Raw genomic sequence first — 16,457 nt, 5'->3', positions numbered from 1 at the left:
CTCATGGACATCACTAAAGAAGCATTCTTACTGCACGCCCGTGCATTGATCTTGGGCTTTTACTCAAATCTTTGGCGGATTGTTGGGCACAACCCAAGCAAAGATTTGCCAGAGGAAATTCAAGGATATGAGTTAAGCGTATCCAACGTTCAAATTGCCATGGAAGACCCGAATGTTCGAAAGTTTCTATCGGGTGATCTTATGAAATGGTTTGAGAAAGTTTATGACTACGGTACCGATGGAATTGATGACCCGTCAACTGAACCAGAAGATGAAGAAGAGAGCTGCATTCCCTTTTGGGGAGCGTTTGAACATCTGCTTCTTTTCATCTCCTACAACACAGACGAACAAAATTTCAATGCCATACGCTCTTATGAGATTGTTAACCATTTTGTAAAAAAATATTTTCAACGGTGGGAGCTGGATTCAAACAACATGAATACTCAATTCATAGATGGTGAGCCATGCATATTCCTTACCGACCTCGCTGGCCTTGCGGATCTAGATGAGAAAACAATTCGAAATATGGCTAGTAAAAAACTTGAGGGGTTCCCAGCGCTTCTTAAGTTCGAAAACCGAACTTATGTCACCAAAAAAGAAGCGCGTGCATGGCTTGTCTCTCGTGGGTGGAAAGAGACCGTATATCTTGGTGACAAACAACAGGCAATAAAGCTCCCTGATGTGTTTCACGCCCCCAATCATGTGTTGGAGTTTTTTACGCAATCGCTTGAACAAGCTCGAGATCTGTTTAATTTGGAAAATCCTATTAAAGAAGTATGGTTTAAAACAATCTTAGGCAAATTAAACGTCGGGGATTTAGATCTCCCACTTGATGCTGTTGCAGCATGGGGGCATTTCATAAAAGTATCGAGTTACGACCTCGCACTTACAATCCACGAACTAAAAAGCCGCCTTGAAGCTGAGCGCCTTAAAGCTCATTTCATTCTGTTTAAATGACGGCTGATAACCAAAATTTAACCTTGTATCGGCCATGAGCCGCAGAAATTTGCTCATAAAGAGCTTCTTAAATTTCATACATCTCAGGGAAATATGAATCAACAAAGTAAGTTATCTAACTATCAACTGTATGCAGACCGTATTCGCGAATTGACGGACGATCAACTCAAAAATATTGATTACCTGATTAATCATCTTACTATCGAAAAAAATGACAAAGTTAGAGTCATCTACTGTCCGTTTGAATGGCAAAACCCGCAAGCCAAGTTGATGATTATCGGCATCACTCCAGGTCCTACCCAACTACGAAACGCCCTCACAGCATTCAGGAGCGCAATACGACAAGGGCTTGATGAGCAACAGGTATTAAAAGTTACGAAGCTAGCTGGTGCATTTTCGGGGGATTTAAGAATCAATCTCGTGAAGCTGTTGGATGTAGTTGGGCTTCATAAATATGCTGGCGTACCAACTTGCGAGTCATTTTTTGGAACTCATTCGCACTTAGTCCACACAACTTCACTGATCAGCAACGCCACATTCTTGCTCGACGGAACGCCATATAACGGAACTCCCAATCCGATGAAGAATGATCTATTGCGCAAGCAGATCTTCGACGGTTTGCTGCATCAAATATCTGTAGCAAAGGACGCCTTGCTATTGCCTCTTGGCCCAACCGTTGATAAGGCTATTCAAGAACTTTGTGAACAGGGACTCATAGATCCAAAAAGAGTTCTTTTCGGTATGCCACATCCTGGTGGTCAGAACGGGGAACGAGTCAAATATTTCTTGGGTCAGAAGAAAGCGGAGATCTGTTCAATCAAAACAAATACTGCGCTACTAGACTCTCGTAAAAAAGAAATCATGAATAAAATTTCCGTGTTACAAACTACTGTCTAGAGCGATTAGTTTTAGTAAGTCTTGAGTTAACACGTTAATTCTTATTACACACCGACCCAGCGTAATCTGGCTGACCGTTTGGCAACAAGAATGACAGAAGATTTGATCGAATTTTTGAAGCACTTTGACGACACTCTGCAGTTTGGGAGTTTTGTATCCTTAGATTTGGAAATGGCCAACTCAAACGACCTTACCAGCTTGATTCAAATTGGCTGTATTCAGTTCACTAATGGCCCCAATTGGTCAGAGCGTAAATCGTTGAACCGGCTTGTTAGATACCTGGGTGAGTTTGATTGGTATGCCTCTAAAAATATCCACGGAATTCGAAAGCGCGATGTACTCCAATCGCCATCAAGCGAAACCGTCTATCGCAAATTCAAGGCCCTCGCTGATCATACTGGGCTCATCGTTCATTATTCGGGTCGGGAGCGTCAAGTGATGAACGCATTGAGCAACAAGTATGGAATTGAGAAACCGAAAGCCGAATGGCTTGATTTACATAGAGCAGTGAAAAAACGATTTCCTGAGTATCGCAAACAAGGAGGAGGGCTGAAGGCGATGGCTGAGTTTTACGGATTGAACTTGGATCATCATGACGCCTATTCTGATGCTCTGACCACAGCTAAAGTGTTCATGCAGCTTATAAGGGAACTCCATACACATAGTAAAACCAGTGCATAGGCGTAAGATTACTGACTAATTTGTCACTTCCACCTGGATCCAACGCCGCTATAATAGTGCCAGAGGAAAATATATGAATCGTGTGGCAGTCAAGCCGAATTTAATACAGTGGGCCTTGAACCGCGCGCAGTTGAGTGCTTCGGATCTTGCAAGCAAATTTCCCGAGTTGGCAGATTGGGGACACGAAGGCGTTTTTCCAACTTTCAAGCAATTAGAGGACTTCGCTAGAACAACGCGAGTGCCCTTCGGATATTTGTTCCTCCCCGAACCTCCCGACATTCCTCTACCGATTGCAGATTTCCGCACTATTGGGGTCCAATCTCCTTCTCCGAGTCCGGAATTACTAGACACCATCTATGCAATGCAACGCAGACAAACCTGGATGAAAGAGACTCGTCTGGAGTGTGAAGCTGAGCCGCTGGATTTCATCGGAAGTGCTCGTATAGGGGACAATGCTCTCGCTATTGGCCGTGAAATGCGACGTGCATTGAGACTCGAGGATGGTTGGGCAGCGAAAGTCGCCAACTGGCAGGCTGCGGTCAGCCTGTTACGTGAATCAATAGAGTCTTTAGGTGTGATTGCCGTAATCAACGGCGTTGTGGGAAATAACACCCACAGAGCTCTTAATGTTGCAGAGTTTCGCGGTTTTGCGCTGAGCGATAAATATGCGCCCTTGATTTTTGTTAACGGTGCGGATGCAAAATCTGCTCAAATGTTTACCCTCGCACACGAGCTCGCCCACCTATGGCTGGGTGCGGAAGGCTCGGGACTCTCTGGCTTCCAGGGAATTTTTCCAGATGGAGGGTCAGTCGAAGTTTTTTGTGACCAAGCGGCAGCGGAATTCTTGGTTCCCGAAAGTGAACTTCGCGCTATTTGGCAAAGCGTCAAACGGGATGCTTCGCCATTTGAAACTTTAGCAAGCCGATTCAAGGTGAGTCCCATCGTAATTGGGAGGCGGGCAATGGATCTACGACTTGTAGATCGCCAGGCATTCTTTGAATTCTATGACGACTACGTTAACAGAGAACGCAAAAAGAAAAATGACAGAGCAGGCGGCGGAGATTTTTACAATAATCAGAATACCCGCGTTGGAACTCAGTTCGCGTTGCAAGTAATCCGAGCAGCAAAAGAAGGCAGAATTGGATTTAAAGAGGCGTACGAGCTTACGGGCCTAAATGGCGGGGCATTTCAGGACTATGCAAAAAGACTGGGGATGGACCTTCCCAGATGAGCTACCTAATCGACTCTGATGTTTTAATTACCGCCAAAAACAGTTATTACGCATTCGACCTCTGCCCAGGTTTCTGGGAAAGCCTGCAAACAAAACACCTAGAGGGCTCTGTATTTAGCCTGGATCGTATCCGTAGTGAGCTGCTGCAAGGTCGCGATGACGACAGCTTGGTTCAATGGACGAACAATGTAATTCCTAGGTCGTTTTTCTTGAGCAGCGCTACATTGGAAGTGGCAAACGCTTTCAGCGAGATTATGCTTTGGGTTCAACAAAACTCACAGTTTCAAGACACTGCAAAAGCCAAATTCGCGACCGGCGCAGATGGCTGGCTAGTTGCCTTCGCAAAGGTTAAGGGCTGGACAGTAGTGACGATGGAAGAATCCAGGCCCGAATCACGCAACCAAGTTAAGTTGCCTGATGTATGCATTCGATTTGGTGTGCCATACCAAAACGTTTTTTCGACTCTTCGCCAGTTGAATGTGAAGTATCGCCTTTAAACATTTACCTGTCTTAATAGGTGTATGTTAATTTCGAAAAAACAAACTTCGAGCAAAGTCTAAACAATTGAAACGCCAGGTTCCTAATGATTAATTTGGACCTCTTAAACGAGTTAAGACGTCAAATCGAGATACTTCCCATCAAGACAGCTTATATCTTTGGCTCCTACGCGACGGGAACACAAACTAGCGACCGCGACATTGACCTGCTTGTCATAACCGACGACCTGTCAAAGATTGGCGCAAAGGCTGCGTTCAAACCCCTCGGCCGGAAACTCAATATAAAAATCGACGTGCTCGCAATTTCTTCTGCCGAATTTGCAGCGATAGACCAAACCAAAGAGGGGTTCTGGTCAGCGGTTTTAAAAAACGCGATCCCAATAAAAACTGAGTAAATCAGCGCTACCAACTCTTCCAATTGGCTGTGTGGGTGCCGATTTGCTCCGCCAAGGTGTGTCACTCATCCGTCAAAAGGTACTTAAAAAGTATTTTTGTCATTAACGAAATTAGTGTATGCTAAGTTGCATGAGGCCAATATGTGGCTGCCAGCTTAGCACTGAGAGAGTAGCGGATTTTTGGAGTGACGTGATGACACAAAAGCCGGACAGCGAAATACATAAAAGGTTGGATCGGCTCTCATCGGTCTTGCTACGAATTGCAATGGTCTGCACTGCCGCATCAACGATTGTTACCCTTCACAGCGGCTGGTGATGAAATTGAGCGACAAGAAACCTTCAGCGCTAGGATTTATTGAGCAGTTACACAAAACGATGACGCTCGATGAAGTCAATGTGTACCTTAACAACTTGAACAGAGAGCAGCTTCGGAAAAACCCTACACAGGACGTTGTCATGGGTGGTAAAAGCTATTGGAAGGATGCAAAAGTCACACATTCGCCCGCATTCTTGAAATGGCTGCTCGACGAAGATAGCGAAGAAACCCCAGATAGCAGTGATAAAGATCACGACACAGATAACGAAAGCCAGATCATTGTTCAAATGAGACCATTTTCAAAAAGTGCACACCTCACGTTCAACACGCTCAAAACAAATCCAAACTTATCCGCTGGTGATATTGCCAAGACGACTGGCTTGAGCAAATCGAGCGTTTACCGAGCCATCAAGATTCTTTTGCGTTATGAATTTATCCAAGCACTACCCGAAACTAGTGCTGGATCAAGCTCTAAATTTTCGATTCCAGCAAGACTAGACGGCTTCAAAATTGAGCATGTCTGGATTGAATGCGGCGTCAAATTGTTGAAACAAAAAGAAAAACGCAGAAAAGAATTCTTCGACAGAGGCGGCAAGATGTTGATGGGCGAAAATTCACCCGAACTGAAACTTCTAAAGCGCCCCTTCAACAGGTTTGACGATGACAAATGAATCCTTTGACGACTTCTTTCAGAAGTATTTCGATTTGAGCGACGACGAACTGGTCGAAATGGCGAAAAATGCACCCGACAACGGTGGAGCAATGCTCGTTGAGTTGCAGGATTTCATGATTCGACGTGCCGAACGACTTGAACGCGAGAATGCGCAGAAAACCACACCTCCCGATGGCGAGACTTAATTAAACCGAGCTTCAGAAATAGGGAGCGTGCATAGCATCTGTCCAAACTATGCCCTATCTGAGAATTTTCAAAGAGGCCACCATGCTCATACCGGAATCAACCGGCAACTTTAGGAGATATGGCATGAATTTGGAAAATGCACCAAGCAAAACAGGTAATCCATCAGGTGGCGGACGCGGCAATAACCCACCAGGCAAAAAGTAAGTACATCAGGAACACGTTGGCACACCAGTCTTATTAGATGGCATGCCACGTTCCCGATGGAAATCTAACCAGAATTGATACCTTTCGCTGCACCACTGGCTGACCGATTGATAATCAAACGGTAAAACATTGAAGTTTTTGAGCTCACCTTTGGCAAGTCGCCCAAAAGCGGACTGTGCCGTTTCAATAAGCAACCAAAAATCATTAATGTGGATTGCGGCCTTCCAATAATTGAATAGGCACACCTCGGCCATTTGTACAGAGAGTCGATCACTCACGATCAAAGCCGCGTTAAAAGGGATCATCGTCTCACCCAGTCTCCAACGACGTTTCGTTCTTTCGTTGAAATCATTCTTGCCAAGTGGATCTGCCAGTAAATCGGCAAGCTCTTTGTTGCTCGGATTTTTTTGTAGATCAGTGGACTCCAGAATCGCTTTAAACAGTCTGGCTGCAGAATTTTGCTCTGACCATTCGAAATTAGGCAAAAGTTGCTGATATCTCGACTTGCCTTCTGGGCTATGCAACACATCGAGTAATGCAACAAATGACAACTGACCTTCAAGATACATTTTGAACTGCAATGCATGGATCATTTCCGGATTACCCACACACGCATCTAAATCTGATTTGGCGATGAAATTTCTCAACAAATCGTCACCGGCGATCAACCTAGTGACGTCACTGTTGTGGCCCTGCTGACGCGCAGCGATGACAGGAGTGCAACGGGATTCAATATCAATCAAGAATAGATACTCAGGTTTGTTCGCCACCCCCAGCCCATTTGCGAACAGCTCCCAAATTGCAGTTTGCCTTATTCTGTGTTGGGCAATTGGATCTCCTTCTATCGCCTCATGTATTAGCTGTGTCGTCTCATTACGTGGAATTATTTCTGACAAGAACTTTAAACTCGCATTTTCACCAAGAGAACCACTCATCACCCTGGAAAATGTCTTGGCTTTCGCTTCGCCATGCTGATCTGAAATCATTTTAGTAGTCGGGGCACCGTAAAGGCGCGCCATTTGGAACGGATGCATTAACATCCAACCGACCAATTCTGGAAGTGCCTGCCTCCCCTCGTATGTATTCAAAGGTCGGGCTGATTTTCTATGGATACTGTTGGTTGAGGTCATTGACTATCCAGGGTCTTAACCCGCAACATCTAACAGATTCAGCAAATTCTCAGGCACGCATCCCTCCCGAGAGCTCCACTCGTATGCCTCTGGACCAATTGGCGATCTCAATCAAACTCTCATTGATCAGTTATTTCCCAAGTAACGCAGGATTTCAGCGATGTCACTGGCCAACGAAGAGCTGGTGTTTCCAACGGGCGCATCTCGCAACTCAGTCAGCACTTGTTTGTATGAAAGAGGGGTGACGCCAAGGCGGGTCATGTGCACCAGTTCGGATTCGTCCCTAAGTACGCCATGAACGAAAATGTACTTCCACTGGGCACTTGGCAAAACCGCAGCCCTACGAGCAACTTTTCGCGGACCAGTGAATTTCCTCTCAACCCATTGTTCAACACCCGATTGAACTTCTTCTGGTGTGCGGCGCCGTGCGTTGCTATCGCCACCCACGTAGCCGATTGGGCGGTAACTAACCTGAACCTCGACATGCCAACATTCAACCTTGTCAATCATGCGAACAGCGAGTAAATCAATCTCATCAATGCCAGCCCTGAGGCCACGGATCGTGAAAAATCCCTTGCGATTCAGCCACTCGTCAACAAGTTGTTCATCCAGCAACGCCATCAGCTGCCTCCTTTAACGGCCTGTCTACGCTAACGCATAAACCTAGGTGATACTCAAAAATGCAGATTTTGGTCGATTCGTCACAACTGAATGGTATTGAAATTTCAGTCTGGATCACAAAATGTAATCTTTATATTTATTTTTTATTCCACTGCAAATAGAGCCAGGATTACGACTAACTATAGACTCAAAGAATAAATTAGCTGTAAAAATTATGCTTTTATTGTGATAGATAAATTTCAATAGAGGATCACTTGAATTAAATAGTACAGTGTCGTCTTCCAAAGCTTTCGAAATTATGGTTTTAAATGATGATTTTTTTCCTTCAAAAATCCACAATCCGCCTTTGAATTGATAATTGATTTCGCCTCTAACAGAAGGGGGCCTAAGATCTTTTACATATTTTTTATGCTCTAGTAGATCAATTTGTTCTTTAACGTACTCATCTGAATCGGAGTTCATCTTTTCAATCATTTGATCTATTATTAACGACCACATTCGCCATGCATCCTGATGAGATCCGCCTTTTTTCTTATCTATCTGGCGAGTTAATTTTAGATCACTCGATGACTGATCGAACTCCATTAGATACAATCCTGTAGAAATTGAATTTTTTTGGATATTCCCAAGAGAATTAATTTCGAGTTTTCTTGCGACAGCTTCGTCTAAATTGATAAGGCCAAGGCCTGTCATTCTCGACAGATAGTGAATGGCATAGTATGCAGAGTAATAACACTCTATTACCTGCCATGATAAGTTTTTATCAAGTCCTTGCAAGGATCTTCTGAAGGAAAGTCGAGAACCAAGATAAAACTTATTAGCTTCACCCAAGAGGTTTCGCAAAAATGGCTCTTGATCACAAACTTGGATCGTCACCTCCTCAGTTTTACTAGTCACATTTAGTGATCTAGGATAAAAAATAGAATCCGAAAATGTTTCCACCATCCGAGCATTTGCGGAATTCTTAATAGAGGTCAAATCCCGAACCACTAATTGGCTGAGAATTCTTGCAAATTTCTGATTAAACATCAAATAGTCACATTTCGTCGCAGGAGTTTCTTGTCTAAAGAATCTAAGCTCTTTAAATAAGCCTTACTGCCAGAAATATCTTTAATTGAACCTGGTAGAGATCTTTCTAGATAACGCTTGTACTCACTTATCTTTTCAATGTTTTCAGGGGAATTATCCGAAATTATCGAAATAATTGATTTAGCATGTCCAATTAATATCTTGAACAACGTTGCCTTGGTGATTAGGACATTCAAATCGGCAGCATTGTCACTAAATATATCTCCTGCTGCTATCAAATATGAATTAATTATTCGATACAGCTTTGCTGTATCGTTCACATTAAATTCTCTCAATAAAGGCTTTAATGAGTCATAAAAAGTCACCTTTGAAATTTTATTCGCAGACTTATCAAACCTGCTGAGTTTGTTGATAAGATAACTATCTGGCTCGACCTCAAAGCTAGTAAATAACTCATCTAAAAAAGATTCCTCAGTACTTTCACGCTCTGCAAGTTTCTTTATATCTAAAAGCAACTCTTTAGGTACTGGCTTTTGAAGTGTATTTATGTCAATAAAAATTCTTGCCTCGTCGATCGGTGTTAGTTCATTATAAATAATGACAGGTACTCGATACTTAAGGCCATCATTCATCAATTTTTTAAAACCGTAGACTCTGTGTTGTCCATCCAAAATTAAAAAGGACCTATTTTCAAGATTGAAAGAAAGAGTTTTCTTTTTAGAGTCATATTGGAGTTCTGCAGCGTCCTGCGCGGATAGAATAATGCTTGATGGAATGGTGCCTTCATTCCTGATGTAGTTTGCAATAGCAAGCGCACGAGTCTCATCTAAACTTCTCTGAAATCCAAGTTCTGGATCTCTCTCTCTTGGGTTTGGAGAACAGCAAGCTGCGATCATCTCAATTTCCATAGTTCCAGAATAGAACTTGTGCTTACCCTGTGTGATCAGCGTTACAGACATTGATTCTCTTGGCATTTTTACCTCTTTGTATTTAACCAGCAGCTTCTTAGTACTAATTATTCAATCTTAATCGTCGATCTGATTGTCTAAATTCATTTAAATTAATATTTAGCCAACAATAAGCGGATTTCTCAAAAATGTTTTTGGTCTGGTTTAGTCAACTTTCCATAAACATGCGGCAACAGCAGCTCTGCAAACTGGTCTTTCACTCTTGGATTGGTCAACAGTTGCTGAATGATGCTTTGGTGGTTCTCAAAACACGCAATAAAAGCATCGTTCATCACCTTCTTGTAATCGGGACTGGCACCAAACTGCTGCTCAGTGTTCGCTGTGGCTTGCTCCTTCAGCGCCTCATTTTCAGTCATCTTGTCCGCCACGTGGTTGAACACGGCGATGGCGTCGGCATCGGTCAGCTGATCACCTTCGAACAGCTTATTCACCTTGTCGATGATCTCGTTCCAGTACACCCGTTCCGTCTCTTCCAGTGTCTTGGTCGTTCCCAAGTCCAATATTGCGGGGTAAAGAACTGAGCCTTCCGTTTTGGCCAATGGTATGTCGTGCTTACCCTTGTTACGAAGCTGATAATGAGTCAGCTCAATACCTTCAAGGTCGATCTCTTCATCATCAATTTCCACGATCAGCAAACGCTGCAGCAAGCGCAAGAACATGCTGCGCTTTTCAAGCTCGGTGTCGGAGTAATTGATGATCTGGCTTAAGAAATCATAGGCACGCACAAACGAGCCAACGTTCTTTTTGAAGGTTTCCAGTTTTTCAACTTCTAGGGAATCGTCACTCGCCTTGGCCGCCTTCAGTCCATCTTTGAATCGGCTTTGCGCCGGCTGCAGGCAGCGGCTTACCGCCGCCTGAGTTGGCTTTTTCAGAAGCACTTCAACCAAGTTGTCAACTTCCTGGTTGGTGTAAATCTGGGCAGCATCAAGCTTAGATTGTAAGTCGAAGATCACGTTGGGATCCGACACCTCGGACAACTGGGCTGCGCGGTAGTAGGGCGCAAACGACTCCAAAATCTCACTTGGGTCATTCACGAAGTCCAAAACGAAGGTGACGTCTTTACCAGGATAGGTGCGGTTCAAGCGAGAGAGGGTTTGCACCGCGGCCACACCCGAGAGCTTCTTGTCTACATACATGGAAACCAACAAAGGTTGGTCAAAGCCGGTCTGGAATTTGTTGGCCACAATCATGACCTGGTAGTCGTCCTCATCGAACGCATCTCGCAGATCTCGGCCATTCAAGCCAGGGTTCAGGTTGTATTCAGTGAACTCACCAGGCCCAGTTTCGGAGTCGATCACAGTTCCTGAAAACGCCACCATGGCCTGAAGGCCCTGGTAGGTCTTATCCTCAGAGATCTTTTTGGTGATGTATTTGTCAATTGCCACCTTGTAGCGCACAGCCTCTTTGCGGGAGCCGGTGACCACCATGGCCTTGGCTTTGCCATCCAAACGCCAAGCTACGTTGGCCTTGAAGTGCTCAACTATTACTTCGACTTTTTGGGCAATGTTGTAGGGGTGAAGCCGAACCCACTTCATCAAGCTTTTGAGAGCCTTGCTGCGGTCCACGGTTTCCGAGTCGTAGTCCTGGCCGTCATGGGCGATTTTGAACGCTAGCTTGTAGGGGGTGTAATTCTTCAGTACATCAAGAATAAAGCCCTCTTCAATAGCTTGCTGCATGGTGTACAGGTGGAAGGGCGCTGGCTTGCCATCGCCATTGGGCCGCCCGAAAAGCTCCATGGTCTTACTCTTCGGTGTGGCGGTGAAGGCAAAGTAGCTGATGTTTTTAGGCTGGGCCCTAGAAGCCATTTCAGCTTCCAACATGGCTTCAATGTCGATCTCGCCACCGTCTTCCAGCTCCTGCTTTTCCGCAGGCGATAGCACATTCTTTACCTTGTTGGCCACAGCCCCAGACTGGGAGGTATGGGCTTCGTCCGCAATGATCGCGTACTTTTTCCCCGCCATGTTTGCACTGGCCAAAGCCTCAATCACAAAGGGGAAAGTTTGAATGGTGACAATAATGATGGGCGTATTGCTGATCAATGCCTGAGCAAGTTGAGCCGATTTCGAATCACCCATTTCAGATTTGATGCATTTCACCAAACCTTGCTTGTGCTCAAATTGATAAATCGCATCCTGTAGCTGGCTGTCCAAGACAGTGCGATCAGTCACAACAATTACGCTGTCGAAGACCTTTTTGTTGTCCGCACCGTGAAGGCTAGATAACTGGTGGGCAGTCCAGGCAATCGTATTTGTTTTGCCAGAGCCCGCAGAGTGCTGGGTCAAATACCGGTGGCCGGCACCTTCCACCTTTGCAGTTGCAATAAGTTTGGACACAGCGTCGAACTGATGAAACCGTGGAAAGATCATGGCGGTTTTAGTCACCCGCTTACCCGTCTTCTTGTCGATTTTATCGACGCTCTCCAGGTGCATGAAGCGCCCGAGAATGTCCAAGAAGTTATCCCGCTGAAGCACGTATTCCCAGAAGTACGTCGTCTTGAAACCGTTGGGGTTTTCAGGATTTCCTTTGCCGCCGTTGTCGCCCAAATTGAAGGGCAAGAAGCGGGTATTCACCCCGTCCAGTTTCGTGGTCATCTGCACTTCTTCAGTGCTGACGGCAAAGTGCACCAACGCTCCACGTTTGAACGCGAGAAGCGGCTCTTCCTTTTTGGTCGATTTGTCCTTAGGGAGCCGGTCAAATTTGTACTGCTTCACGGCATCTTCGATCGACTGAGTAAAGTCAGTTTTCAACTCGGACGTGGCAACAGGAATGCCGTTGACGAAAAACACCAAGTCGATCGAGTTGTTGTTGCTCGTGGAATAGTGGACTTGCTGGATGACACGCAAACGCACCTTGCCGTAATTCTCAATAGTGGTTGCATTTAGCGTTGTGGCAGGTTTGAACTGACAAAGATTCACACGGCCGGCAGACACATCCTTAAATCCATGACGCAACACTGAAAGCGTGCCATCGGCGGTCAATACCTTAACCAGGCGTTCCAAAAGTTTCTTCTGAGTCGAGCCATTGTGCATAGCCTTAACCTTGTTCCAGGTTTCAGGCTGAGTCTCTTGGATCCACCAGATCAGATCTTCAGGAAACAGAGCTAGATCACGGTCGTAGCCTTTGTCATTTGCTGAATGAAGCCAACCGTTGGCGACTAAGTGAGCGCAAATCTCGTTTTCGAAGTGCAGTTCTTTGTGAATGTTTGTCATGAGGCAAGGGATCCTTATTCTTCCTCGGTAATGTAGTCAGCTTCCGCGACTTCCGATTCCAAATCTTCCTCTGTGGTTTTCAACACGGGATCTGCATCCAGTGCAGCCACTTCTTCGTCGGTAACGAATCCTCGGACGTCGATCTTTCCAGTCACTGCGGCTGTGATAAGGGCTTGGCGATGTTCTTTCAGAAGTTCGATTGAACATTCACACTTTTTAATTAAAGCGTCGATTTTGCCGCCAAAGAATTCTAGATGACTCAAAATCAGTTCCTGTTCAGATATTGGTGGAATGAGAACACTTAGTTGGTTCATTCCGCCTAAAGACAGAGCAGGCTGGGCACTTCCATTGACTAATAAATCAATTTGCCCGCTCCACTTCAAAAACTTCAATTGTTTCTCAATCCAGTTATTTGAGGTCCTTTTTCCATCAACATCAAGCTTGAGTGAGTTACCTGAAACTACAGCTTTTTTATCAAGTGGAGGCAGTATTGATGCACTTCCAAACCGAGCACCAATTTTTGCAATAACAATGCTTCCTGAAAAGGCCTGACTTCTTGATATTGTTTGAAAATGGTTGTCTGAAATGGTTTTTAATTTATTGAAGTTGATTTTTCCTGTTGTCGCAAAATTGCTTTCTATCACGTAAGCATCGCCATCGTCGATAAAGTGTTCCGATTTAAGGTTGCTGCCAAACGGGCCATCAACAAAGGAATTTGAGTAACCCGCTTTTACGAATTTGATTTTACTGACAACCCAATGATCAGGGACTTCACCCAACCACTCAACCCCGCTGTCCTTCATTTTCACAGTCGGATCTAGCCCTTTTGTGACCGCCTGACTAATCACAGCCTGGCGCTTTTCCTGAAGGAGTTTGATAAGCTTTTGCTGCTTTGCGATGAGCTTGTCGATCTTAGCTGTTTCACGGTTGAGGTAAGTTGCGATTTGGCGTTGTTCGATGAGCAGTGGCAATCGAACTGACATCTCACCTAAGATACCCCCATTAAGATTCGCAAGCCCAGTCGTGCTGTTAGAGAGTAAAGACAGTTGCTCACGACTCCACTCAGAATTTAATTGATACCAAATGTATCGAGGAATTGCACGTTGCTCGTCCACTCTAAGCCTTTGCATAAAATTCGAGTAGCAAGGTTTTAATGCAGCTATTTTGTCGTCAACTAATGTTGTTTTACCAATATGAAGTGGACTACCACTAGATTTTGTGACGAGTAAATCGCCCTTTTTTAGGGTCGCAGCAAATTTTTCTGAAGCGCTGAGTTTACGCATAGCAGGTTGCTTGATGAACCACTTACCATCGGCGGTCTGTTCTGTTGACCTAAATACAATTACATCATCATTTCCATCTGGTTCGTCACCCCAAACACCGCCCGTATTCAGGACCAGAAAGAACTTCAATTTGCTCATAGCTTTCGAAGTTGGACTCATCTTGCGACCTCACCAAGCAAAGTAACAATCTCAGCAGTCACCGTCTTCAAATCAGCATCAATTTCTTCTAGTGAACGAGGAGGAACATATTTGTAGAAATGACGGTTGAATGGAATCTCGTATCCAACTTTGGTCTTTTCATGATCAATCCATGCATCTGACACATGTGGTAATACCTCACGCTCAAAGTAAGCCTGGATGTCATCCTTCAGTGGTACGTTTTCCGTATCGCGCAAATCGGGGTTTGATTCAACATTCCCCTTCTTGTCGGTGCACACCACGGCTTCATGGTGATGCTCACCAAAAATTCCAACCACTGCTTTTTCCTGAGCTGCCGCCAAGGCAACACCTGCTGCTGAACATACCGCCTTCAAGTCTTTCTCAAAAACTTTACGGTCCATCCAAATCTTGCCTGCTGGGAGACTAGTCAAAGCAGTTTTCAGGTTTGCAAGCCCAGAAGCCTCCAACTTTTGTAGGGGCTTTGAATCGTCAATCAATGCAAGCTTTTCAGGAGTGATTTCAAACTTCAACTTCAATGGCCTCTCAACCGTAATGGTTGAGTAGCCAAAATCCTCATTGTCGAAAATCAGAGAGTGCTCGGTTGTTTTGAAGTCACCGTAAAGTTTGGTGATGAGTTCGATGTGCTCCTGGCTCAGCTCCTTACGTTTCGAGCCAAGACTTTTGCGCATCTTTTGGTAGAAATCAGCGCCATTGATCAGCTGTACCTTACCTTTGCGTTCGGCCGGTTTGTGATTAGAAAGAATCCAGATGTAGGTGGAGATGCCGGTGTTGAAGAACATGTCGGTGGGCAGTGCGATGATCGCTTCCACCAAATCATTCTCAAGCAGGTAACGACGAATATTTGACTCGCCAGATTCTGCGCCACCAGTAAACAAGGGGGATCCGTTCAGGATGATGCCAATGCGGCTACCACCTTCACTAATTGGGCGCATCTTGGATACCAAGTGGAGCAAAAACAGCAGAGAACCGTCAGACACCCGAGGCAGACCTGGACCAAAACGTCCGGAGTAACCACGCTGCTGATGCTCAGTCGTCACAAAGTCCTGAACGTTTTTCCACTCCACGCCAAATGGCGGGTTGGCCATCATGTAGTCAAACTTCTTGTCTGGCAGTCCATCTTCAGACAGCGTATTGCCACAGATGATATTGGCAATGTCTTGCCCTTTGATCAGCATGTCCGCTTTACAAATGGCGTAAGTGTCTGGGTTCAGTTCTTGGCCATAAACCACAAATCGTGCACGGGGGTTAAGCTCCATCCCCCGATCCTCAGCAACAGATAAAATGCCGCCGGTACCACTGGTTGGGTCGTAAATGGTGCGCACAATACCAGGTACTGTGAGGGCCTCTTCATCGGCTGCAAACAGCACGTTCACCATAAGGCGAATCACCTCACGGGGCGTGAAATGTTCACCCGCCGTCTGGTTCGAATCTTCAGCAAACTTCCGGATCAACTCCTCAAACAGGTAGCCCATTTGCATGTTTGAGACCGTTTGAGGGCTCATATCAATCGTGGAAAACTTTTGCACAACCAAGTAAAGCAGGTTGTTGGCATCCAGCGCGTCGATGTAATTCTGAAACTTGAATTTGTCGAAGATGTCCCGCACATTCTCGGAGAATGACGAGACATAGTTGATCAGGTTTTGTTTGACGTTGGCCGAGTCCCCCAGAAGGGTTTGGATATCCATTGGAAAGGTGTTGTAAAACTCGAGCCCAGACTTCTTCAACAAAAAGGCATGGGCAGCATCACCAAGCGCTTTTTTGCTTTCATATTCGGCCAAGACCGCTGCTTTGGTAGGCGCCATCACGCAATCTAGGCGACGCAAAACGGTAAACGGAAGGATGATTTTCTCGAACTCGTAATGCCGGAAATTTCCGCGGAGAAGGTCGGCCACCGACCAGATAAACGAGCTTAGGTTTTGATTTGACATGCTGATTCTTATTGTTGAATGGGATTACCGCAAAATCTGAGGTGACATTTTCCGCACCTGCGAAGCTTGTCA

Annotated in this window: 15 protein-coding genes; 8 read left to right on the top strand and 7 right to left on the bottom strand. The window is 45.2% G+C overall.

From position 1 onward, the window contains the following. Positions 1-3 precede the first annotated feature (3 nt). The 8 genes from RGQ30_RS00135 to RGQ30_RS00100 all read left to right on the top strand — a co-directional run bounded on the left by RGQ30_RS00135 (position 4) and on the right by RGQ30_RS00100 (position 5,832). The gene (locus tag RGQ30_RS00135; protein ID WP_130557222.1) at positions 4-957 is read left to right on the top strand and encodes a hypothetical protein; all 954 of its coding nucleotides are present in this window, start codon (positions 4-6) and stop codon (positions 955-957) included. Between the two features lie 93 nt (positions 958-1,050). After that, the gene (locus tag RGQ30_RS00130; RefSeq protein WP_130557223.1) at positions 1,051-1,854 is read left to right on the top strand and encodes a hypothetical protein; all 804 of its coding nucleotides are present in this window, start codon (positions 1,051-1,053) and stop codon (positions 1,852-1,854) included. Between the two features lie 90 nt (positions 1,855-1,944). Continuing rightward, positions 1,945-2,535 carry a 3'-5' exonuclease gene (locus RGQ30_RS00125; RefSeq protein WP_130557224.1) on the top strand — a complete coding sequence of 197 codons (591 nt, stop codon included), beginning with the start codon at positions 1,945-1,947 and terminating at the stop codon, positions 2,533-2,535. A 73-nt stretch (positions 2,536-2,608) separates the two neighbouring features. Next, positions 2,609-3,766 carry an ImmA/IrrE family metallo-endopeptidase gene (locus RGQ30_RS00120; protein WP_130557225.1) on the top strand — a complete coding sequence of 386 codons (1,158 nt, stop codon included), beginning with the start codon at positions 2,609-2,611 and terminating at the stop codon, positions 3,764-3,766. Beyond that, complete coding sequence (locus tag RGQ30_RS00115; RefSeq protein WP_130557226.1) at positions 3,763-4,263, top strand: DUF4411 family protein; 501 nt, start codon at positions 3,763-3,765, stop codon at positions 4,261-4,263. The genes RGQ30_RS00120 and RGQ30_RS00115 overlap by 4 nt, the downstream gene beginning before the upstream one ends. 86 nt (positions 4,264-4,349) lie before the next feature. Then, entirely contained in the window at positions 4,350-4,658 is a 309-nt protein-coding gene (locus RGQ30_RS00110) for a nucleotidyltransferase family protein (RefSeq protein ID WP_130557227.1), read from the top strand. A 315-nt stretch (positions 4,659-4,973) separates the two neighbouring features. After that, positions 4,974-5,645, top strand: a complete 672-nt coding sequence (locus RGQ30_RS00105; RefSeq protein ID WP_130557228.1) for a MarR family transcriptional regulator — start codon at positions 4,974-4,976, stop codon at positions 5,643-5,645. Then, the gene (locus tag RGQ30_RS00100) at positions 5,635-5,832 is read left to right on the top strand and encodes a hypothetical protein (protein ID WP_130557229.1); all 198 of its coding nucleotides are present in this window, start codon (positions 5,635-5,637) and stop codon (positions 5,830-5,832) included. The genes RGQ30_RS00105 and RGQ30_RS00100 overlap by 11 nt, the downstream gene beginning before the upstream one ends. Positions 5,833-6,042: 210 nt before the next feature. Here the strand turns inward: RGQ30_RS00100 and RGQ30_RS00095 are convergent, their stop codons facing one another. The 7 genes from RGQ30_RS00095 to RGQ30_RS00065 all read right to left on the bottom strand — a co-directional run bounded on the left by RGQ30_RS00095 (position 6,043) and on the right by RGQ30_RS00065 (position 16,385). Further along, entirely contained in the window at positions 6,043-7,167 is a 1,125-nt protein-coding gene (locus tag RGQ30_RS00095) for a hypothetical protein (protein ID WP_130557230.1), read from the bottom strand. 126 nt (positions 7,168-7,293) lie between these two features. Next, the gene (locus tag RGQ30_RS00090) at positions 7,294-7,788 is read right to left on the bottom strand and encodes a hypothetical protein (RefSeq protein WP_130557231.1); all 495 of its coding nucleotides are present in this window, start codon (positions 7,786-7,788) and stop codon (positions 7,294-7,296) included. Between the two features lie 114 nt (positions 7,789-7,902). Continuing rightward, positions 7,903-8,817, bottom strand: a complete 915-nt coding sequence (locus tag RGQ30_RS00085; RefSeq protein ID WP_130557232.1) for a hypothetical protein — start codon at positions 8,815-8,817, stop codon at positions 7,903-7,905. Next, a complete protein-coding gene (locus tag RGQ30_RS00080; RefSeq protein ID WP_338284585.1) occupies positions 8,817-9,776 on the bottom strand; it encodes a DGQHR domain-containing protein in 960 nt (319 codons plus the stop codon). Before RGQ30_RS00080 ends, RGQ30_RS00085 begins: the two co-directional genes overlap by 1 nt. Positions 9,777-9,907: 131 nt before the next feature. After that, positions 9,908-12,784 (bottom strand): type I restriction endonuclease subunit R, encoded by a 2,877-nt coding sequence (locus tag RGQ30_RS00075; RefSeq protein ID WP_338284584.1) that lies wholly within the window; start codon positions 12,782-12,784, stop codon positions 9,908-9,910. 224 nt (positions 12,785-13,008) lie between these two features. After that, positions 13,009-14,415 (bottom strand): restriction endonuclease subunit S, encoded by a 1,407-nt coding sequence (locus RGQ30_RS00070; RefSeq protein ID WP_338284583.1) that lies wholly within the window; start codon positions 14,413-14,415, stop codon positions 13,009-13,011. Positions 14,416-14,432: 17 nt separating this feature from the next. Then, positions 14,433-16,385: a type I restriction-modification system subunit M gene (locus RGQ30_RS00065; RefSeq protein WP_130557236.1), complete on the bottom strand. Its 1,953-nt coding sequence runs from the start codon at positions 16,383-16,385 to the stop codon at positions 14,433-14,435. Positions 16,386-16,457: the final 72 nt, after the last annotated feature.

It is taken from the genome of Limnobacter thiooxidans (assembly GCF_036323495.1).
Taxonomy (GTDB): Bacteria; Pseudomonadota; Gammaproteobacteria; order Burkholderiales; family Burkholderiaceae_B; genus Limnobacter; species Limnobacter thiooxidans.
This window is presented reverse-complemented; position numbering and strand designations above follow the sequence as displayed.